At 66.0% G+C, this 20,496-nt stretch carries 15 protein-coding genes; 8 read left to right on the top strand and 7 right to left on the bottom strand.

Features of this window, described 5'->3' with window-relative positions; all coding sequences use genetic code 11:
• Nucleotides 1-17: 17 nt before the first annotated feature.
• A complete protein-coding gene (gene nagZ, locus ACIP21_RS02250; RefSeq protein WP_400684288.1) occupies nucleotides 18-1,016 on the top strand; it encodes a beta-N-acetylhexosaminidase in 999 nt (332 codons plus the stop codon).
• Nucleotides 1,017-1,125: 109 nt separating this feature from the next.
• On the opposite strand, the gene ACIP21_RS02255 is transcribed toward nagZ, so the two are convergent.
• The 3 genes from ACIP21_RS02255 to mfd are packed head-to-tail and all read right to left on the bottom strand — an operon-like array spanning nucleotide 1,126 to nucleotide 8,470.
• On the bottom strand, nucleotides 1,126-4,434 hold the full coding sequence (locus ACIP21_RS02255; protein WP_400683455.1) for an SNF2-related protein: 3,309 nt from the start codon (nucleotides 4,432-4,434) through the stop codon (nucleotides 1,126-1,128).
• Between the two features lie 4 nt (nucleotides 4,435-4,438).
• On the bottom strand, nucleotides 4,439-5,011 hold the full coding sequence (locus ACIP21_RS02260; protein ID WP_400683458.1) for a CsiV family protein: 573 nt from the start codon (nucleotides 5,009-5,011) through the stop codon (nucleotides 4,439-4,441).
• A 9-nt stretch (nucleotides 5,012-5,020) separates the two neighbouring features.
• A complete protein-coding gene (mfd, locus tag ACIP21_RS02265) occupies nucleotides 5,021-8,470 on the bottom strand; it encodes a transcription-repair coupling factor (protein WP_400683460.1) in 3,450 nt (1,149 codons plus the stop codon).
• 168 nt (nucleotides 8,471-8,638) lie between these two features.
• Here mfd and ACIP21_RS02270 point away from each other — a divergent pair, with 168 nt between their 5' ends.
• The 3 genes from ACIP21_RS02270 to sthA all read left to right on the top strand — a co-directional run bounded on the left by ACIP21_RS02270 (nucleotide 8,639) and on the right by sthA (nucleotide 12,911).
• The gene (locus ACIP21_RS02270; RefSeq protein WP_400683462.1) at nucleotides 8,639-10,102 is read left to right on the top strand and encodes a glyceraldehyde-3-phosphate dehydrogenase; all 1,464 of its coding nucleotides are present in this window, start codon (nucleotides 8,639-8,641) and stop codon (nucleotides 10,100-10,102) included.
• Nucleotides 10,103-10,340: 238 nt separating this feature from the next.
• Entirely contained in the window at nucleotides 10,341-11,312 is a 972-nt protein-coding gene (locus ACIP21_RS02275; protein ID WP_400683464.1) for an FAD:protein FMN transferase, read from the top strand.
• A 204-nt stretch (nucleotides 11,313-11,516) separates the two neighbouring features.
• On the top strand, nucleotides 11,517-12,911 hold the full coding sequence (gene sthA / locus ACIP21_RS02280) for a Si-specific NAD(P)(+) transhydrogenase (RefSeq protein WP_167069180.1): 1,395 nt from the start codon (nucleotides 11,517-11,519) through the stop codon (nucleotides 12,909-12,911).
• A 48-nt stretch (nucleotides 12,912-12,959) separates the two neighbouring features.
• Here the strand turns inward: sthA and ACIP21_RS02285 are convergent, their stop codons facing one another.
• Entirely contained in the window at nucleotides 12,960-13,676 is a 717-nt protein-coding gene (locus ACIP21_RS02285; protein ID WP_400683467.1) for a glycerophosphodiester phosphodiesterase, read from the bottom strand.
• Nucleotides 13,677-13,705: 29 nt separating this feature from the next.
• Nucleotides 13,706-14,290, bottom strand: coding sequence for a PilZ domain-containing protein (locus tag ACIP21_RS02290; RefSeq protein WP_400683469.1), 585 nt, complete (start codon nucleotides 14,288-14,290; stop codon nucleotides 13,706-13,708).
• 93 nt (nucleotides 14,291-14,383) lie between these two features.
• Between ACIP21_RS02290 and ACIP21_RS02295 the strand changes: the two genes are divergently transcribed.
• From ACIP21_RS02295 to ACIP21_RS02305, 3 genes are read left to right on the top strand one after another with little or no spacing between them, the layout of a single operon-like run.
• On the top strand, nucleotides 14,384-15,634 hold the full coding sequence (locus ACIP21_RS02295; protein WP_400683472.1) for a lipoprotein-releasing ABC transporter permease subunit: 1,251 nt from the start codon (nucleotides 14,384-14,386) through the stop codon (nucleotides 15,632-15,634).
• Nucleotides 15,635-15,641: 7 nt separating this feature from the next.
• Nucleotides 15,642-16,325, top strand: coding sequence for a lipoprotein-releasing ABC transporter ATP-binding protein LolD (gene lolD / locus ACIP21_RS02300; RefSeq protein ID WP_400683475.1), 684 nt, complete (start codon nucleotides 15,642-15,644; stop codon nucleotides 16,323-16,325).
• Nucleotides 16,326-16,384: 59 nt separating this feature from the next.
• Nucleotides 16,385-17,626 (top strand): lipoprotein-releasing ABC transporter permease subunit, encoded by a 1,242-nt coding sequence (locus ACIP21_RS02305; RefSeq protein WP_400683476.1) that lies wholly within the window; start codon nucleotides 16,385-16,387, stop codon nucleotides 17,624-17,626.
• Nucleotides 17,627-17,685: 59 nt separating this feature from the next.
• Here the strand turns inward: ACIP21_RS02305 and ACIP21_RS02310 are convergent, their stop codons facing one another.
• Nucleotides 17,686-19,029, bottom strand: a complete 1,344-nt coding sequence (locus ACIP21_RS02310) for a heavy metal sensor histidine kinase (protein WP_400683479.1) — start codon at nucleotides 19,027-19,029, stop codon at nucleotides 17,686-17,688.
• The gene (cinR, locus tag ACIP21_RS02315; protein ID WP_400683482.1) at nucleotides 19,029-19,709 is read right to left on the bottom strand and encodes a two-component system response regulator CinR; all 681 of its coding nucleotides are present in this window, start codon (nucleotides 19,707-19,709) and stop codon (nucleotides 19,029-19,031) included. The genes ACIP21_RS02310 and cinR overlap by 1 nt, the downstream gene beginning before the upstream one ends.
• Before the next feature lie 247 nt (nucleotides 19,710-19,956).
• On the opposite strand from cinR, the gene ACIP21_RS02320 reads away from it, so the two are divergent.
• Nucleotides 19,957-20,484: a plastocyanin/azurin family copper-binding protein gene (locus ACIP21_RS02320; protein ID WP_400683485.1), complete on the top strand. Its 528-nt coding sequence runs from the start codon at nucleotides 19,957-19,959 to the stop codon at nucleotides 20,482-20,484.
• Nucleotides 20,485-20,496 lie beyond the last annotated feature (12 nt).

Raw genomic sequence — 20,496 nt, forward strand, 5'->3', positions numbered from 1 at the left:
TGTCTATGAGTGCCAGCCTGCAAGGCTCCCTGATGGTGGATATCGCCGGTAAATGGCTGACCGCCGAGGATCGCCAGCTCCTGCGTCAGCCTGAAGTGGCCGGCCTGATCATTTTCGCCCGCAACATCGACAGCCCGCGCCAGGTGCGCGAGCTGTGCGCCTCGATCCGCGCCATCCGCCCTGACCTGATCCTCGCGGTCGACCAGGAAGGCGGGCGGGTGCAGCGCCTGCGGCAGGGCTTCGTGCGCCTGCCGGCGATGCGCGCGATCGCCGACAACGGCAACGCCGAGTACCTGGCCGAGCAGTGCGGCTGGCTGATGGCGACCGAAGTGCTGGCTGTCGGCCTGGACCTGAGCTTCGCCCCGGTGCTGGACCTGGATCACCAGCGCAGCGCGGTGGTCGGCAGCCGGGCCTTCGAGGGCAGCCCCGAGCGCGCCACGCAGTTGGCCGGTGCCTTCATCCGTGGCATGAACGCGGCCGGCATGGCAGCCTGCGGCAAGCATTTCCCGGGGCATGGCTGGGCCGAGGCGGATTCGCACGTGGCCATCCCCACCGACGAGCGTAGCCTCGAGCAGTTGCGCCAGGCCGACCTGGTGCCGTTCACCCGCCTCAGTGGCCAGTTGGCGGCGGTGATGCCGGCGCATGTCATCTATCCGCAAATCGACAACCAGCCTGCCGGCTTCTCGCGGCGCTGGCTGCAGGACATCCTGCGTGGCGAGCTGGGCTTTGACGGGGTGATCTTCAGTGACGACCTGTCGATGGCCGGCGCGCACGTGGTGGGGGATGCGGCGAACCGCATCGAAGCGGCGCTGAGTGCCGGTTGCGACATGGGCCTGGTGTGCAATGACCGGGCGGCGGCGGAGCTGGCGCTGAGTGCGGCGCAGCGTTTGAAGGTCACGCCGTCGCCGCGGATCGCGCGGATGCGCGGGCGTGGTTTTGCTCGCACCGATTACCGTCAGCAGCCGCGCTGGCTGGAGGCCCTGGGGGCGTTGAAGGACGCGCAGCTGGTCGATTGACCATGCCGGCCTCTTCGCGGGCAAGCCCGCTCCCACAGGAATGATTTTGGCCCTCGGGCCTGTGCAAATCCTGTGGGAGCGGGTTTACCCGCGAAAAGGCCGGTGCAGGCTAACGAGCGCGCTTGCCTGGCAACGGCGCAAACAGCGCCTCGATCTCCTCATCGCCCAATCGCCACTGCCCCGCCTGCCCGCCATCGAGCAGGCTCGCGGCCAACGCCGCCTTCTCCTGCTGCAGCCCCTGGATCTTCTCTTCCACCGTCCCGCGGGTAATCAGCTTGAACACGAACACCGGCTTGTCCTGGCCAATCCGGTAGGCACGGTCGGTCGCCTGGTTTTCGCTGGCCGGGTTCCACCAGGGGTCGAAGTGGATCACGGTATCGGCCGCAGTCAGGTTCAGCCCCACGCCGCCGGCCTTCAGGCTGATCAGGAACACCTCGCTGTCACCCTGCTGGAACTGTTGCACCGGCGTGCGCCGGTCGCGGGTGTCGCCGGTGAGCATGCTGTAGCGGACCTTGCGTTTTGCCAGCTCCTGCTCGATCAGTGCCAGCATCGAGGTGAACTGCGAGAACAGCAGCACCCGCCGGCCTTCGCTGAGCAGTTCTTCGAGCATCTCCAGCAATGCTCCGAGCTTGCCCTTGTCGGCCTGGTTGCCCTTGGTCTCGACGCCTTTGACCAGGCGCAGGTCGCAGCACACCTGACGCAGCTTGAGCAGCGCATCGAGGATCACGATCTGGCTGCGCGCCGCGCCGTTGCGGGCGATCTCGTCACGGACCTTCTTGTCCATGGCCACCCGCACCGCCTCGTAGGTGTCGCGCTGGGCGTCGCTGAGCTCGACCCAGTGCACCACCTCGGTCTTGGCCGGCAGCTCGGTGGCCACCTGCTCCTTGGTGCGGCGCAGCAGGAACGGGCGCACGCGGCTGGCCAGGTGGGCCAGGCGTTCGCTGTCGCCGTGGCGTTCGATGGGCGTGCGGTAGTCCTGGTTGAAGCGCTTGATGTCGCCGAGCCAGCCAGGCATCAGGAAGTGGAAGATCGACCACAGCTCGCCCAGGTTGTTTTCCATCGGCGTGCCGGTCAGGCACAGGCGCTGGCCGGCCTGCAGCTCGCAGACGGCGAGGGCGGCCTTGCTGGTGCTGCTCTTGATGTTCTGCGCTTCGTCCAGCACCAGCAGGTGCCAGGGCTGGGCACGCAGGTGGTCGAGATCGCGCGGAGCGAGGGCGTAGGTCGTGAGTACCAGGTCGTATTCGTGCAGCGTAGCGAAGTGCTTGCTGCGGCCTGGCCCGTGCAGGGCCAGCACCCGCAGGCCAGGAGCGAAGCGCTGGGCCTCGTCGAGCCAGTTGGGCACCAGGCTGGTCGGCATCACTGCCAGTGCAGGTGCGGTGAGGCGCCCGGATTGCTTTTCCAGCAGCAGGTGGGCCAGGGCCTGCAAGGTCTTGCCCAGGCCCATGTCGTCGCCGAGGATGCCGCCGGTGCCCATCTCGCGCAGCGCCTGCAGCCAGTTCAGGCCCTGTTGCTGGTAGGGACGCAGGGTGGCGTTGAGCCCGCTCGGCGGCTCGACCTGCAAATCGCGGGCGTCGCGCAGGCGGCGGCCGAGATCGCGCACGTGGGAGCCGCCTTCCCAGTGCAGCGGCAGGTGGGCGATATCGTTCAGGCGCGCGGCGTCGGCACGCTCCATGCGCAGGGCCGGGCCGCTGGCGTCCTCGTGCAGGTACAGCTCACCCAGGGTACCCATCACCGCCTTGATTCGCCCGTAGGGCAGGGCGACGCGCAATGCCGGGCTGTCCAGGCGGCCGCGGTTGAGGTCGATCAGCAGGTGCTCGTCGTCGCTGCGCCGCGCCAGTTCGCTGGGACGCAGCAGCTCGGGGTTGCTGCGCAGCAGTTGCAGCACGATCGGCAGCAGGCTGTGGCGCTGGCCGTCGACCACGATGCCCAGTTCCAGGTCGAACCACTCGTGGCCCGGGGCTTCGTCGATGGTCGCGTACCAGTCGTCCACCTCCTGCAGGTTGAAGGCGAAGTCGCGGTGGATGTCGATCTCCCAGCCGGCCTCGCGCAGGCGTGGCAGGCCGTCGCGGGCGAAGCGCAGCCAGGCTTCGTCGTCGGGTAGCTGGAGCATCTCGCCGGCGCTGTCGGGCAGGGCCTTGCTTTGCCGGGTGGCGGCCTTGAAGCCCAGGTCGCGCAGCACCTTGCGCAGCGCCTGCTCGGCCTGGGGCTGGCGGCGGATGCGCTGGCTGGTGGCGTTCACCAGGCGGGTCAGTGGCTTGTCGTCCGTACCACTGGCACGCAGGCCGTCGTAGTCGAACGCCAGCGCGGCGCGGTGCTGCATCTGCCGTTGCATGCGCCCGGTCTTGGGCATGTAGGCGCTGAATTCGAGGCTGCCGAGGGTCAGGTGCGGCCTGGGCTGTAGATCGTCGATGAGCTGCTCGTCCAGGGTTGTCGGCGTAGGAAGTTGGTGGTTCAAGGCGTTGAGCTTGTGGCTGAGGGGCACGACCAGGTGTTCCGGAACATCGGGGGCGATTGTCAGTTGCTGGGCAATATGTGGTTCGAGGGTATGCTCGACCTTGCCCACTTCGCCGGTGAGAAAATCGAAGTAGTACAGCGGTAACAGAGGAATGACGCAGCGCAGGCGTTCGTCGCCGTGATACCAGAGCCCGCGGTAGTGGCCATTGTCCTGCCGTACCCAGCGAAACTCGGCTTGGCGCGCGGCGCCTTCGCGCAGCAATGGCATGCCTTCGTCGTAATAGAGGCGGCCGGTATCCAGCACGCGCTGGAGCAGTTCGCCGCCTTCGCGGCCTTTGAGCTGGTAGCCGCGGTCCTGGCTGGCACCCTGGTTCAGCGCCGAAAGCAGGCGCAGGATGCGAATGTCCTCTTCCTTCACGAAGCGCGGCGGGTCGTAAAGGAACTCATACAGCGACTGCACGCGACTGTAGCGGTTGCCGTGCTCTTCGCGGGTGCCTTTGCGTACCAGCAAGGCGCAGCCGGGGTCTTCGCTCAGCCTGAGCTGGTAGCAGACCATGCGGCCGCGTTTGTCCTGCGCGTCGGCGGGCTCCTGCGCGGGCGGTTCCAGCCCCTTGAGCCAGCGCTGCAGGTCGGCGGTGAGCGGGTCGCCGTTGCTCGTCGTGGTGGCTTGCGACTCACTCAGGACGAACAGCACGGCTGCGCAGTGCTTGCAGTTCTGGCCCACCGGGCAGCTGCATTGGCCGCGCACGTGGCAGCGCCCCGCCATGCGGGTCAGGGTGATGCGCTGGCGGTAGGGGCTGTCTTCGCTGCCACGACAGATGGCTTCGATCAGCGCTCCCTGGCAGTGCTCGATCTCGACCCTGCCTTCCTTGGCGTACCGCTCACCCCGCTGCAGAACCGGGCCGGTGAACGACTGGGTCCAGTTCGGGTATTCGCGCAGCAGCTGGAGAGCGTCGCTGCTCATTGCATTACTGCTCCATCATCTCCGGGTCCATCACCGGCATCTTCGGCGTGCCCGGTGGCGTGACCTTCAGCAGCAAGGCCAGGTGCCCGCCATCGAGGAAGGTCAGCTGGCCGCCTTTCATGTTCTTGTTGCTCTGCTTGAACTGCTCGCTCTGCTGCACGCTGCCGTTGCCATCGAGCTGGTTGACCCAGAAGTTGGCCTCCACGCCGATGAAGCGCCCGGCGGTGATGCTCAGGTTGCCTTCGATGGGGAAGTGGCCGAACTGCTCGCTGCCGGCGCCCAGGGCGATTCGGCTGGCGTCGCTGCTGACCGGCTGTTGCCAGGCCTTGTGCAGCAGCACGGTATAGTTCGGCGTGGCTTCCAGGCGGGTGGCCTCGTCCTGCAGCGCCAGCGGCCGTTCGTCGTTCTTGCTCAGGCGCGGGGCGCCGGCGCTCCAGTCTTCGGGCGCGAACGGGCTGGTGAAGGCAGGCACGCTGTTCTGCCGCACCAGGATCATTTCCACCTGATACATCCCTTCGGCGAAGGCGGCTGGCGCGAACAACGCCAGCAGCAGGGTCAGGCAACGGATGGCACGCATGGATCTTCCTTAGGCAGGCTGTGGGGTCAGGCGCTCGAACAGCGCCTCCAGGGTGTTGAAGCGTTCTTCGGGGCGTTCCATCGGTACCAGGAAGCGGAACTGCGTGGCGCCTTCGAACTTGTAGCGTTTGGGCTGGCCCTGGATCAGCTTGATCAGGGTCAGCGGGTCGACCGGGGTCTCGGCCTCGAACTCCAGTTTGCCGCCGTTGGGGCCGGCGTCGACCTTCTTGATGCCGAGCTTTTCCGCCTGCAGCTTGAGCAGGGTCAGGCGCATCAGGTTCTTGCTCGGTTCGGGCAGCAGGCCGAAGCGGTCGATCATCTCCACCTGCAGGTCCTTGAGGCCTTCTTCGTCGGCCGCCGAGGCGATGCGCTTGTAGAGGATCAGGCGGGCGTGCACGTCGGGCAGGTAGTCCTCGGGGATCAGCGCCGGCAGGCGCAGGTTGATTTCCGGGCCGCCGCCCAGGGGTTGTTCGAGATTTGGCTGGGCGCCCTTGCGGATGGCCTTGACCGCGCGCTCGAGCATTTCCATGTACAGGGTGAAGCCCACCGCCTGGATCTGCCCGCTCTGGCCTTCGCCGAGCAGTTCGCCGGCGCCGCGGATCTCCAGGTCATTGGTGGCCAGCACGAAGCCGGCACCGAGGTCCTGGGTGTTGGCGATGGCTTCCAGGCGCTTTTCGGCGTCCGGGCTGATCTTCTGCCGCTGGGGCGTGAGCAGGTAGGCGTAGGCCTGGTGGTGGCTGCGGCCGACGCGCCCGCGCAGCTGGTGCAGCTGGGCCAGGCCGAACTTGTCGGCGCGCTCGATGACGATGGTGTTGGCGCTGGGCACGTCGATGCCGGTCTCGATGATGGTCGAGGCGATCAGCACGTTGAAGCGCTTGTGGTAGAAGTCGCTCATCACCTGTTCCAGCTCGCGCTCGCGCATCTGCCCGTGGCCGATGCCGATGCGTGCTTCGGGCACCAGTTCGGCCAGTTCGGCGGCGCACTTCTCGATGGTCTTCACATCGTTGTGCAGGTAGTACACCTGGCCGCCGCGCAGTAGTTCGCGCAGCAGCGCTTCCTTGACCGTGCTCTTGTTCTGCTCCATGACGAAGGTGCGCACCGACAGGCGGCGCGCCGGCGGGGTGGCGATGATCGACAGGTCGCGCATGCCCGCCACCGCCATGTTCAGCGTGCGCGGGATCGGCGTGGCGGTCAGGGTGAGGATGTCCACCTCGCTGCGCAGGGCCTTGAGCTGCTCCTTCTGGCGCACGCCGAAACGGTGTTCCTCGTCGATGATGGCCAGGCCCAGGTCCTTGAAGCGCACGTCATCCTGCAGCAGCTTGTGGGTGCCGATGAGGATGTCGATCTTGCCCTCGGCCAGGTCCGCGGCAGCGGCGGCGACTTCCTTGGCCGACTTGAAGCGGCTCATCACCTCGACCTTCACCGGCCATTCGGCGAAGCGGTCGCGGAAGCTGTTGTAGTGCTGCTGGGCGAGCAGGGTGGTCGGCACCAGCACCGCCACCTGGCGGCCGCTGTGCACGGCGATGAACGCGGCGCGCATGGCCACTTCGGTCTTGCCGAAGCCGACGTCGCCGCACACCAGGCGGTCCATCGGCTTGGGCGCCAGCATGTCGACCCGCACCGCTTCGATGGCGGCCTGCTGGTCGGGGGTTTCCTCGAATGGGAAGCCGGCGCTGAAGGTGGCGTAGTCGGCGGCCGGGTCGGCGAAGGCATAGCCTTTGCGCGCGGCGCGGCGGGCGTAGATGTCGAGCAGTTCGGCGGCGACGTCGCGGACCTGTTCGGCAGCCTTGCGCTTGGCCTTCTGCCAGGCCTCGGAGCCAAGCCGGTGCAGCGGCGCCAGGGCGTCATCGCTGCCGGTGTAGCGGGCGATCAGGTGCAGGTTGGCCACCGGCACGTAGAGCTTGGCGGCCTCGGCGTATTCCAGGGTGAGGAATTCGGCGGCCTGGCCGTCGATTTCCAGGGTCGCCAGGCCCAGGTAGCGGCCCACGCCATGGTCGATATGCACCACCGGCGCGCCTTCGCGCAGCTCGGTGAGGTTCTTGATCACCGCGTCGTTGGCGGCCTCGCCGCGTTTTTCGCGGCGCCGGCGCTGCATCACGCGCTGGCCGAACAGCGGGCTTTCGGCGATCAGGGCCAGGCCCGGGTCGTCCAGCAGCAGGCCTTCGTCGAGCGGTGCGATGGTGATCGCCAGGCGTTCGCGGCCGGTGATGAAGTCGGCCCAGCTGTCGACGGTCTGCGGGCGCAGCTTGAGGCGTTCGAGCAGTTCCAGCAGCACCTCGCGGCGGCCCGCCGACTCGGCGGTGAACAGCACGCGGCCGCTGAACTGGTCGAGGAACTCGGCCAGCGCCGCCAGCGGCTGGTTGGCCTTGGCCTCGATGGCCAGGTTGGGCAGGGCGCGGGCCGGGAAGCGCTCGCGGCCGGCTCCGGCTTCGATTTCGTCGGCGCTGACCACCACCCGCGGCCACTGCTTGAGCTGGGCGAAGCAGTCTTCCACCGGCAGGAACAGTTCGGCCGGCGGCAGCAGCGGGCGGCTCAGGTCGCCACGGCGCTCTTCATAGCGCCCACGCACGTCGTTCCAGAAGTGCTCGGCGGCCTGTTCCACGCCCGGCAGCGAGAACACCTGGGTGTCGGCCGGCAGGTAGTCGAACAGGCTTGCGGTGTCTTCGAAGAACAGCGGCAGGTAGTACTCGATGCCGGCGGGGATGATGCCGCTGGCCAGGTCCTGGAAGATCGCGCTGCGGCGGAAGTCGACGTCGAAGCGCTCGCGGAAGCGCGCCTTGAAGCGGGTGACTTCTTCCTTCTGCATCGGGAATTCGCGCGCCGGCAGCAGGCGGATCGAGTCGACCTTGTCGATCGAGCGCTGGGTCTCCGGGTCGAAGGTGCGCAGCGTTTCGATCTCGTCATCGAACAGGTCGATGCGATACGGCAGCTTGCTGCCCATCGGGAACAGGTCGATCAGCGCGCCGCGCACGGCGAACTCGCCATGCTCGTAGACCGTGTCGACGCAGCGGTAGCCGCTGGCTTCCAGGCGCGTGCGCATCTGCTCGACGTCGAGGGTCTGGCCGATGTCCAGCACCAGGCTGCTGCCCAGCAGGAAGCGGGTCGGCGCCAGGCGGTGCAGGGCGGTGGTGATCGGCACCACGAGGATGCCGTGGCTCAGCTCCGGCAGCCGGTACAGGCTGGCGATGCGCTGCGAGATGATGTCCTGGTGCGGCGAGAACAGGTCGTAGGGCAGGGTTTCCCAATCGGGGAACGGCAGCACCGGCAGTTCCGGGGCGAAGAAGCGAAGCTCCTGTTCCAGACGGTCGGCGGCCTGGCTGTCGGCGGTCAGCAGCAGGGTGAAGCGGCCGGCGCTGCTGGCAGCCTCGGCGATGGCCAGGCTGAGGGCGGCACCGGGCAGGTTGCCCCAGGTTTGTTTGCCGGCCGTGGCCGACATGTGCGGAAGGCGCAGAACTGACACGGGAGATTGCACTCCAAGCGTTGCGGCAAAGAGACCGATTGTACCGGTGAGCGTGCCTGCTGTCAGGCTTCACAGGCCATGAACAGCGGGCTTGGCCATCGGCGACAGGCGCTCATTGCCGGTTACGCGTTGGGGCGTCATAATGTAGCCCCTTTTTTCTGTCCCTACATGTGGAAGGTTCCCGTGACTCAGAAGCCCGACCAGTGTCTTGGTGAGTGGATCGATCGTGAAGCCCTGGCTGAAGCGATGATCCCGCTTATCGGTCAGCTCTACCGCAACAACAACGTGGTGAGCTCGATTTATGGCCGTAGCCTGATCAACCGTTCGGTTATCTCGATCCTCAAAGCCCATCGCTTTGCGCGTCACCGTCAAGCCGACGAGACCGAACTGTCCGTACACGAGACATTCCCCCTGCTCAAGGCGATGAGCGAGCTGAAACTGGGCGCCGCTTCGGTCGACCTGGGCAAGCTGGCCAACAAGTTCAAGCAAGAAGGCAACGGCCGCAACGCCGAGCAGTTCGTCCGTGAAGAACTGGCCGACGTGGTTGGCCAGCAGAACGTTTCGGCGCGCAAGGGCACCGACGTCGTCCTGTACGGCTTCGGCCGCATCGGCCGCCTGCTGGCGCGCATCCTGATCGAGAAGACCGGTGGTGGCGACGGCCTGCGCCTGCGCGCCATCGTCGTGCGCAAGGGCGCCGAGAACGACCTGGTCAAGCGTGCCAGCCTGCTGCGCCGTGACTCGGTGCACGGCCCGTTCGATGGCACCATCACCATCGACGAAGCCAACAACACCATCACCGCCAACGGCAACCTGATCCAGATCATCTATGCCAAGAGCCCGAGCGAAGTCGACTACACCCAGTACGGCATCGACAACGCGCTGATCGTCGACAACACCGGCGTATGGCGTGACGCCGACGGCCTGGGCCAGCACCTGGCCTGCCCGGGCGCTGCCCGCGTGATTCTCACCGCACCTGGCAAGGGCGCGCTGAAGAACATCGTGCACGGCATCAACCACGGTGACATCGCCGCCGATGACAAGATCATCTCGGCCGCTTCCTGCACCACCAACGCCATCGTGCCGGTGCTCAAGGCCATCAACGACCAGTACGGCATCGTCAACGGCCACGTCGAAACCGTTCACTCGTTCACCAACGACCAGAACCTGATCGACAACTTCCACAAGGGCAGCCGCCGTGGCCGTGCCGCGCCGCTGAACATGGTCATCACCGAAACCGGCGCCGCCACCGCTGCCGCCAAGGCACTGCCGGTGCTCAAGGGCAAGCTGACCGGCAACGCCATTCGCGTGCCGACGCCGAACGTTTCGATGGCCATCCTCAACCTGAACCTCGAGAAGCCGACCAGCCGCGACGAGATCAACGAGTACCTGCGCCAGACCGCCATGCACTCGGAACTGCACAAGCAGATCGACTACGTCAGCTCCCAGGAAGTGGTGTCCACCGACTTCGTCGGTTCCCGCCACGCCGGTGTGGTGGATGCCGAGGCGACCATCGCCAACGACAACCGCGTTGTCCTGTACGTCTGGTACGACAACGAGTTCGGTTACAGCTGCCAGGTGGTTCGCGTGATGGAAGAGATGTCGGGTGTGAACCCGCCAGCGTTTCCACGTTGATCCGCTTGTAAGCGCATGAAAAAACGGGAACCTTCGGGTTCCCGTTTTTTTGCCTGAAATTTGCTGTTGTCTGTACCGGCCTCTTCGCGGCGGTTCGACGCCTCGATAAACCCGCTCCCACAGGAATATCACTGCTTTCGAGGGTTGTGATATCCCTGTGGGAGCGGGTTTACCCGCGAAGAGGCCCGAACAGGCAATCGAGATCTCAATATTGCGCGCAATACTTTCACTCTTGCTGATGCTCCTCACCGCTTGCAACCAGGGCCCCACCCTGGAACGCCTGGGCGGCCCGACCATGGGCAGCAGCTACAGCATCCAGTACGTGCGCGAACCCGGTGGCCCGGCGCCGGCCCAGGTCCAGGCCGCAGTCGAGGCCATCCTCCACGACATCGACCAGCACTACTCGACCTACCGTGGCGACTCCACCGTCAGCCAGTTCAACCAGCTCGCCGCCAACCAGTGCATGGCCCTGCCCGCCGACATGCTCGAACTGGTCGCCCTCGGCCAGCATCTGGCCGAACTGAGCGGCGGCGCCTACGACCTTACCGTCGAGCCGCTGCTCGACCTCTGGGGTTTCGGCCCCCAGGCCCGCCAGGAGCACGTCCCAGACCCCCAGGCCCTCGCCCAGGCCCGTCAGCGCGTCGGCTATCGCCACCTGCGCATCGACGGCCAGGCACTGTGCAAGGACGCCCCGGTGCAACTGGACTTCAACAGCATCGCCGCCGGCCACGCCGTCGATCTCATCGCCGAGCGCCTGCGTGCCATGGGCGTGGCCAGTTTCATCGCCGAAGCCACCGGTGAACTCAAGGCCGTGGGCCGCAAGCCCGATGGCAGCCCCTGGCGCATCGCCCTGGAACTGCCCCGCGAAGACCGCCAGATCGCCCGGCAGATCTTTGCGCTCGACGGCCTGGGCGTTTCGACCTCGGGTGACTATCGTCACTATTTCGAGGAGAATGGCCGGCGCTATTCGCACACCTTCGATGCCCGCCTCGGGCGCCCGGTCGATCACGACCTGGCCGCCGTCACCGTGCTCGATGCCTCGGCCTTGCAGGCCGACGGCTATTCGACCCTGCTGCTGATCCTGGGGCCGGAGCGCGGCTGGGACTTCGCCGTCGCCCACGATCTGGCGGCGGTGTTGGTGACTCGGGCCGAGGGTGGCTTCGTCTCCCGAGCTACGCCCGCGTTCGAGCGGGCAGTGAAAGGCGATTGAAAGCGTTGGCAGGGATGATCGCCACCAGGGAGCCGGTGAACGACATGTAGTGCAGGCAAAATTGGCCTACGACGCGACCAAGGGTTAATGTGCGCGCCGTTCACGCTTGATTAGACTGCACCCGAATTTTCTCATGACGCCCCTGGCGGCATGATCGTGCCCCGCGGGTAACCGTAACCCCGGGCCAGTTCTGAAGGAGTACGCATGGCTGTCTACAACTACGACGTAGTGGTGCTGGGTTCCGGCCCGGCCGGTGAAGGCGCGGCAATGAACGCCGCCAAAGCGGGGCGCAAGGTGGCGATGGTCGACAGCCGTCGCCAGGTCGGGGGCAACTGCACCCACCTGGGCACCATCCCGTCCAAGGCACTGCGTCACTCGGTGCGGCAGATCATGCAGTTCAACACCAACCCGATGTTCCGCGCCATCGGCGAGCCGCGCTGGTTCTCCTTCCCCGACGTGCTCAAGAGCGCCGAGAAGGTGATCGCCAAGCAGGTCGCCTCGCGCACCGGCTACTACGCCCGTAACCGCGTCGATGTGTTCTTCGGCACCGGCAGCTTCGCCGACGAGCAGACCGTCGAAGTGGTCTGCCCCAACGGCGTGGTCGAGAAGCTCAACGCCAAGCACATCATCATCGCCACCGGCTCGCGCCCGTACCGCCCGGCCGACATCGACTTCCACCACCCGCGCGTCTACGACAGCGACACCATCCTCAGCCTCAGCCACACCCCACGCAAGCTGATCGTCTACGGCGCCGGGGTGATCGGTTGCGAGTACGCCTCGATCTTCAGCGGCCTGGGTGTGCTGGTGGAGCTGGTCGACAACCGTGGCCAGCTGCTGAGCTTCCTGGATTCGGAAATTTCCCAGGCGCTGAGCTACCACTTCAGCAACAACAACATCACCGTGCGCCACAACGAAGAGTACGAGCGCGTCGAAGGCCTGGACAACGGGGTGATCCTGCACCTGAAATCGGGCAAGAAGATCAAGGCCGACGCCTTGCTGTGGTGCAACGGCCGTACCGGCAACACCGACAAGCTGGGCCTGGAGAACATCGGCATCAAGGTCAACAGCCGTGGTCAGATCGAAGTCGACGAGGCCTACCGCACCAGCGTGCCGAACATCTACGGCGCCGGTGACGTGATCGGCTGGCCGAGCCTGGCCAGCGCCGCCCACGACCAGGGCCGTTCGGCCGCCGGCAGCATCGTCGACAACGGCAGCTGGCGCTTCGTCAACGACGTGCCGACCGGCATCTACACCATCCCGGAGATCAGCTCGATCGGCAAGAACGAGCAGGAGCTGACCCAGGCCAAGGTGCCGTACGAAGTGGGCAAGGCGTTCTTCAAGAGCATGGCGCGGGCGCAGATCGCCGGCGAGCCGCAGGGCATGCTGAAGATCCTGTTCCACCGCGAAACCCTGGAAATCCTCGGCGTGCACTGCTTCGGCTACCAGGCTTCGGAAATCGTCCACATCGGCCAGGCGGTCATGAACCAGCCGGGTGAGCAGAACAACCTGAAGTACTTCGTCAACACCACGTTCAACTACCCGACCATGGCCGAAGCCTATCGGGTAGCTGCCTACGACGGCCTGAACCGGCTTTTTTGAGCGGCTCCGGCCGGTGGCCTGAGCCGGTCGGGGAGACCGATTTCAGCCCTACCCGAGGGTGGTCTTGGCCAAACCGGGAAAGTCTGTAATCAGGCTGTCCACGCCAAAATCAGCGAGCCGGCGCATCAGTGCCGGTTCGTTGACCGTCCACACCGACACGTGCAACCCCTGGCCCTGGGCCTTGAGCAGGCGCTCCGGGGTGCACAGCGTCCAGTTCAACGCCAGCAACTCGCAGCCGTAGTTCTGCGCGACCTTCAGCGGGTCGAGCCAGGCGTACTCGGCGACCAGCCCGCGTTTCACGTCCGGTACCAGTTCCTGCGCCGCGCTCAGTACTTCGCGCGAGCTGGAGGTGATGGTGACCTTGTCCAGCAGGCCGTATTGCTGGGCCAGTTCGCGGATCGCCAGCACGGTGGTGGCGGCACGGGTGCGCGAGGCGCTCTTGACCTCCAGCTGCCAGTGCTCGAACGGGCACTTCTCGAACAACTCTTGCAGTTTCGGAATCGGGCAGGGCTGCACATGGCCCGGGCCACCCTTGCGCGCATCGATCCTGACCAGGTCGGCGGCCGGGTGTTCGACCACCTTGCCGCGCCGGCCAGTGGTGCGCTTGAGGGTCGGGTCGTGGATCACCATCAGCTCGTTGTCGGCCGACAGGTGCAGGTCCAGCTCGCAGCGGTTGACGCCGTGGGCCAGGCATTGCTGGAAGCTTTTCAGGGTGTTTTCGGGGGCTTCGCCCTTGGCGCCGCGGTGGCCGTAGATCAGGGTCACGTTCGTTCCTTCAAATCAGGGGGATGGGCTCAGGAGGCGGGGCCGTCTTGTTCCAGTTGCTGGCGCCGTTGCTGCTGCTGACGCTGCAGGATGTAGCGGGCCAGCAGTTGCCGTTGGGCATCGGTCATGTCGGTGAATTCCGTACCGACCTCGAAATCGCCGTCCGCGCGCGGGTCGCAGTGGGTGACCTGGCCACGCAGGAGCAGGCCGTGGGCGCGGGGCATCAGCACCATCTTCACCTTGACCCGGGTGCCGGGGGTGATCGGCTGGCTTTGCGCGAACTCGATGCCGCCTTCGGAAATGATCACCGGCTGCGGCTGGCCGACTTCGCCAAGCAGCGTGTGGGCAACTACCGAACTGAGCAAATCGAGGCGTTTGTTCTGGGCGCGCAGAAACGCGGCCAGGGTGCGGTCCTTGTCGCTCAGCTGGCGCAGCAGGTGCTGCGACTCGAAGTCGGACAGGTGCAGCTCGCTGAGCAGGTTGAACAGTGGTGAATCATCCTGCAACAGTTCTGCCTCAAGGGCTTCGGCCGCGGTGAGCGGGCTGATTTCCAGTGCGATCCGATCTTCGATGCGGTAGTATTCGCGGCGATCTTCTTCGTCTAATGTCGTCATGGCGAACCCATGGTTGCGGCGGTGGTCCGAGTGTAAAGCCGCCGTAGGCGCCTCGCCACAAGGACGTTCCCTTTCATCCGAACAAGCCCCGACATGTTCAGACCTCTTTTCGCATTCATCGGTACGCGTTACACCCGTGCCAAGCGCCGTAACCACTTCGTCTCGTTCATTTCCCTGACCTCGATGATCGGCCTCGCCCTGGGCGTGGTGGTGATGATCGTGGTGCTCTCGGTGATGAACGGTTTCGACCACGAGATGCGTACCCGCGTGCTCGGCATGATCCCGCATGCCACGCTGGAGAGCGGTCAGCCGATCAACGACTGGCCCGCCCTTGCCCAACAAGTAAAGCAGAATCCGCAGGTGCTGGCGGTGGCCCCGTACACGCAGATGCAGGGCCTGCTGACCCATGACGGCAAGGTGCAGAAGGTGTTGCTCAACGGCATCGACCCGGCGCGCGAGCGCGAGGTGTCGATCATCGACAACTTCATCCTGCAGGGCCGGCTCGACCAGCTGGCGCCGGGCGAGTGGGGCATCATGATCGGCGACAAGGCCGCAGCCAAGCTGGGCGTGGCGGTCGGCGACAAGCTGACCTTCGTCGCCCCCGAGGTCAGCGTGACCCCCGCCGGCATGTTCCCGCGCATGAAGCGCTTCACCGTGGTCGGCACCTTCCACGTCGGCGCCGGCGAGATCGACGGCTACCTCGGCCTGACCAACCTCACTGACCTGTCCCGCCTGCACCGCTGGAAGCCGGACCAGGTGCAGGGCCTGCGCCTGAAGTTCGACGACCTGTTCCAGGCCCCGCGCGTAGCCTGGAGCATCGCCCAGCAGCTGGGCGACCAGGAGTACTACAGCCGCGACTGGACCCGCACCCACGGCAACCTGTACCAGGCCATCCGCATGGAAAAGGCCATGATCGGCCTGCTGTTGCTGCTGATCGTCGCGGTGGCGGCGTTCAACATCATTTCCACCCTGGTGATGGTGGTCAACGACAAGCGCGGCGACATCGCCATCCTGCGCACACTGGGCGCCACGCCCGGGCAGGTCATGCTGATCTTCATGGTCCAGGGCACGGTGATCGGGGTGATCGGCACCCTGATCGGCGCCGTGGTCGGGATCGTCGCCGCGCTCAACGTCAGCGCGGTGATCGCCGGCATCGAGAAACTGATCGGGCACAAGTTCCTCAATGCCGACGTCTACTTCATCGATTACCTGCCGTCGCAGATCCAGGCCCAGGACGTTTACATGGTCTGCGGCGCGGCATTGGTCCTGAGTTTCTTCGCCACCCTGTACCCGGCCTGGCGCGCGGCGCGCACCCAGCCGGCAGAGGCGCTACGTTATGAGTGAGTCGCGCATGAGTGATAAAGCCGTTCTGAGTTGCCGCAACCTGGGCAAGTCCTACGACGAGGGCCCGGCGTCGGTGCAGGTGCTGGCCGGCCTCAATCTCGAGCTGCACGCCGGTGAGCGGGTGGCCATCGTCGGCAGCTCGGGTTCGGGCAAGAGTACCTTGCTCAACCTGCTCGGCGGCCTCGACCGGCCGAGCCAGGGCAGCGTGTGGCTGGCCGGCGAGGAGCTGTCGGCGCTCGGCGAGCGTGCCCGTGGCCTGCTGCGCAACCGTGAGCTGGGCTTCGTCTACCAGTTCCACCACCTGCTGCCCGAGTTCACTGCCATGGAGAACGTGTGCATGCCGTTGCTGATCGGCCGCACCGCCATCCCTGAAGCGCGCGAGCGGGCGCAAGCACTGCTCAAGCGCGTCGGCCTCGGTCACCGCCTGCACCACAAGCCGGCCGAGCTGTCCGGCGGTGAACGCCAGCGCGTGGCCATCGCCCGCGCGCTGGTCAACCGCCCGGGGCTGGTGATGCTCGACGAGCCGACCGGCAACCTCGACCACCACACCGGCCAGGGCATCCAGGAATTGATGCGGGAGCTGTCCAGTGCTTCGCGTACCGCGTTCCTGGTGGTCACCCACGACCTCAACCTGGCGCGCCAGATGGACCGCGTACTGAAGCTCGAAGACGGCCACCTGGTGGCGATCTGAGGCTTGCACGGGGTGGCGAGTGCCGCCCCGTTTCAATGTTTTCATTGGGTATTCCCTACATGTTCAGACCCTTGCCCATCTTCATCGGCGCGCGCTACACCCGGGCCAAGCGCCGCAACCACTTCATCTCGTTCATTTCGATGACCTCGATGATCGGCCTGTCGCTGGGCGTGCTGGCGATGATCGTGGTGCTGTCGGTGATGAACGGCTTCCAGCGCGAAATGAGCTCGCGCATCCTCGGCCTGGTGCCCCATGCCGCGATCCTCGGCGTGCAGCCGCTGGACGACTGGCACAAGGTGGCCGATGCCGCGTTGCAGAACCCGGCGGTGATGGCCGCGGCGCCGATCACCGAGATGGAAGGCATGCTCTCGTACAAGGGCGCCATGCAGCCGATCCAGGTCAGCGGCATCGACCCGGCCGAGGAAGGCAAGGTTTCGATCGTCGGCCAGCATATCGTCCAGGGCCGCCTGCAGGACCTGCAGCCGGGTGAGTACGGTGTGGTGATCGGCGAGATGACCGCGAGACGTTTCCGTCTCAACAGCGGCGACAAGCTGACCTTGATCGTTCCGGAAATCAGCAAGGAGCCGGGCGGCATCACCCCGCGTATGCAGCGCCTGACCGTGGTCGGCATCTTCAAGGTCGGCGCCGAACTGGATGGCTCCCAGGCCTACATGCATGTGGCCGATGCCGGCGAGATGCAGCACTGGGCCCAGGGCCAGGTGCAGGGCGTGCGCCTGAAGCTGCATGACCTGTATGCCGCACCGCAGGTGTCCAAGGCGATTGCCGCGGGCCTGGGCGATGCCTACCGCGCCGATGACTGGTCGCACACCCAGGGCAGCCTGTTCAGCGCGATGAAGATGGAAAAGACCATGATCGGCCTGTTGCTGCTGATGATCATCGCGGTGGCGGCGTTCAACATCATCGCCACCCTGGTGATGGTGGTGAACGACAAGGGGCCGGACATCGCCATCCTGCGTACCCTGGGCGCCACGCCGGCGCAGATCATGGGCACGTTCATGGTCCAGGGCAGCCTGATCGGCATCGTCGGCACCTTGATCGGCGGCGTATTCGGGGTGATTGCCGCGCTCAATGTCAGCCAGATCGTGGGTTGGCTGGAGCGGGTGAGCGGGCAGCATATCTTCACCTCCGACGTGTACTTCATCAGCAGCCTGCCGTCCGAGTTGCAGGGCGGGGATGTGCTGATGATCTGTGCGGCGGGGCTGGTGATGAGCTTCCTGGCGACCATCTATCCGGCGTATCGCGCTTCCCAGGTGCAGCCTGCCATTGGCCTGGCGGTCTGAGTAGCCTGTACGTGCCTCTTCGCGGGCTTGCCCGCGAAGGGCTGCGAAGCAGCCCCACTTCACCGAGTACCGGGCAACTCGATCACAAACCGGGTCCAGCCATCCTGGCACTGCGCCCGAATGCTCCCCCCATGGGCCTGCACGATCGATCGGGTAATCGCCAGCCCCAATCCAGCATGCTCACTGCTGCCTGACCGCCGCGCCGGGTCCACCCGATAGAAGCGATCGAACAGGCGCGGTAGCGCCGCCGCTTCGATCGCCGCCCCGGTATTGGCCACGCAGATCCTCGACCCCGGCTCCAGCGTCACCCGTATCTGCCCGCCCGCCGGGGTGAAGCGCAAGGCATTGTCGAGCAGGTTGGACAGTGCCCGCCGCAGCATCTGCCGGTCGCCTTGCAGCAACGCCTCGCCTTCGCGCACCAGCCGCACTTCGCCGTCCTCGGCCAACGGCGCGTAATACTCCAGCAACGCATCCACTTCGTCATGCAGGGCCAGCGTCGTCTGCCCCGGCACCAGCAAGCCATGGTCGGCCTTGGCCAGGTACAGCATGTCGTTGATCATCTGCGCCATCCCCTGCAACTCCTCGAGGTTGCCGTGCAGCGCCTCGCGGTATTCTTCCAGGCTGCGCGGCCGGGTGAGGGTGACCTGGGTATGGGTCAGCAGGTTGGACAGCGGCGTGCGCAGTTCATGGGCGATATCCGCGGAAAACGCCGACAGCCGCTGGAAAGCATCGTCCAGGCGCTGCAGCATGGCGTTCACCGTGTCGGCCAGCTCCGCCAGTTCGTCGGGCATCTGCTTCGCCGGCAGGCGGGTGGTCAGCGAGCGTGCCGACACACTGGCGGCGACCTTGCCCATCTGCCGCAGCGGGCGCAGGCCACGGCGTGCGGCCCAGGCGCCGAGCAGGGCGGTGGCCAGGGCGGACAGGCCGACGGTGAGCCAGATCAGGCGTTGCATGCCCTGCAGGAAATGCTGGTGGTGGGTGATGTCGAGGAACAGGGTCAGCCGTGCCGGGGTTTGCGCGTCCGGCTGCGCCGCCAGGCTGCGGTAATCGATGCCGTCTGCATGCAGGGTCGATAGCCCGGGCGTCGAGGGTGCAGGTGGCAGCCTGGCGCGGCTGGTGAACCAGGTACTGCCGTCCCGACCGTCGATGCGCAGCGCCAGGTCGGCCTGGTGGCGGAGCTCGTTGCGCAAGGCTGGCAGGCGGTTTTGCAGGCCCTCGGGGCTGTCCAGGCCGGCGAGCTGGCTGCGCAGCAGCGACAGGCGCGATTCCAGCAGTTGCTGGTCAAGTTCGATGAAGTGCTGCGCGCTGGCGTGGCTGAACAGCAGCCCGGCACCCAGCGAGACGGCGGCGGTGCAGGCGGCGAACAGCAGCGCCAGGCGTGTGCCGAGGGAAAGCCTGCGCATCAGTCGTGGCGCTCTTCGAGCACGTAGCCCATGCCGCGCACGGTGTGGATCAGCTTGTTGGTGTGCGGGTCGTCGAGCTTCAGGCGCAGGCGGCGAATGGCGACCTCGATCACGTTGGTGTCGCTGTCGAAGTTCATGTCCCACACCTGCGAGGCGATCAGCGACTTGGGCAGCACCTCGCCCTGGCGGCGCAGCAGCAGTTCCAGCAGGGCGAATTCCTTGGCGGTCAGGTCGATGCGTTGGCCGGCACGTTCGGCGCGGCGGCGGATCAGGTCCAGGCGCAGGTCGGCCAGGGTCAGGGTGGTGTCCTGGCTGGGGCTGGCGCCGCGCCGCAGCAGGCTGCGCACCCGGGCCAGCAGCTCGGAGAAGGCGAAGGGCTTGACCAGGTAGTCGTCGGCGCCCAGCTCCAGGCCATGGACCCGGTCTTCGACGGCGTCGCGGGCAGTGAGGAACAGCACCGGGGTATCCAGCCCGGCGCCGCGCACGGCCTGGAGGATCTGCCAGCCGTCACGGCCGGGCAGCATCACGTCGAGGATCAGCAGGTCATGGTCGCCGCTCAGGGCCAGGTGCAGGCCGGTGTCGCCATCGGCAGCCAGTTCGGTGGCGAAGCCGGCCTCGCTCAGGCCCTGGCTCAGGTACTGGCCGGTGCGGGCCTGGTCTTCGACGATCAGCAGTTTCATGCTCAGTCCACAGTCTGGCGGGTTACGCGGATCCCTGTGGGAGCGGGTTTACCCGCGAATGCGTCGGTGAATTCACTGCAGCATTCGCGGGTAAACCCGCTCCCACAGGGGGCGATGTGATGGCTGAAATGATACGTGACGATGTCCCGGTTCGCCCAAGCTGACAAAGTTGTAATCTTCCCGTCAGCCAGTCGCCAGCCACAGCGCAATAGAGTGGTCTCATCCCGCTGTAATCTTCGGAGTCACCATGAAACACCTGTTCATCGCCGCCGCCCTGGCCCTGGTCAGCCTGCCGACCCTGGCAGATGAGGCGAAAACCTTCGCTTTCGGCGAGCCGGCGCCGGCGGCCAAGGCCACCCGCACCGTCGAAGTGCTGCTCAAGGACATCGCCTTCGAACCCAGGAGCCTGCAAGTGAAGGCCGGCGAGACCGTGCGCTTCGTGCTGATCAACCAAGGCAAGCTGCCCCATGAGTTCAACCTGGGCGACAAGGCCATGCATGCCGAGCATCAGAAGGAAATGATCGCCATGCAGGGCAAGCTGTTCAACACCGCCATGCAGCACGAGGGCATGGACCACGCGCAGATGGGCCACACGCCCGCGCAACCCATGGAACATGGCGCCCACGGCCACGACGGCGGCAACACCGTGCTGGTGCAACCCGGTCAGCGCGCCGAGTTGACCTGGACCTTCCGCCAGTCGGCGCCGATCGAATTCGCCTGCAACGTACCGGGGCATTACCAGGCTGGCATGGTCGGGGTGCTGACCATCGAGTAGGCGGGCCTCCAA

The sequence above is a fragment of the Pseudomonas sp. NPDC089401 genome, from assembly GCF_044749485.1.
GTDB lineage: Bacteria > Pseudomonadota > Gammaproteobacteria > Pseudomonadales > Pseudomonadaceae > Aquipseudomonas.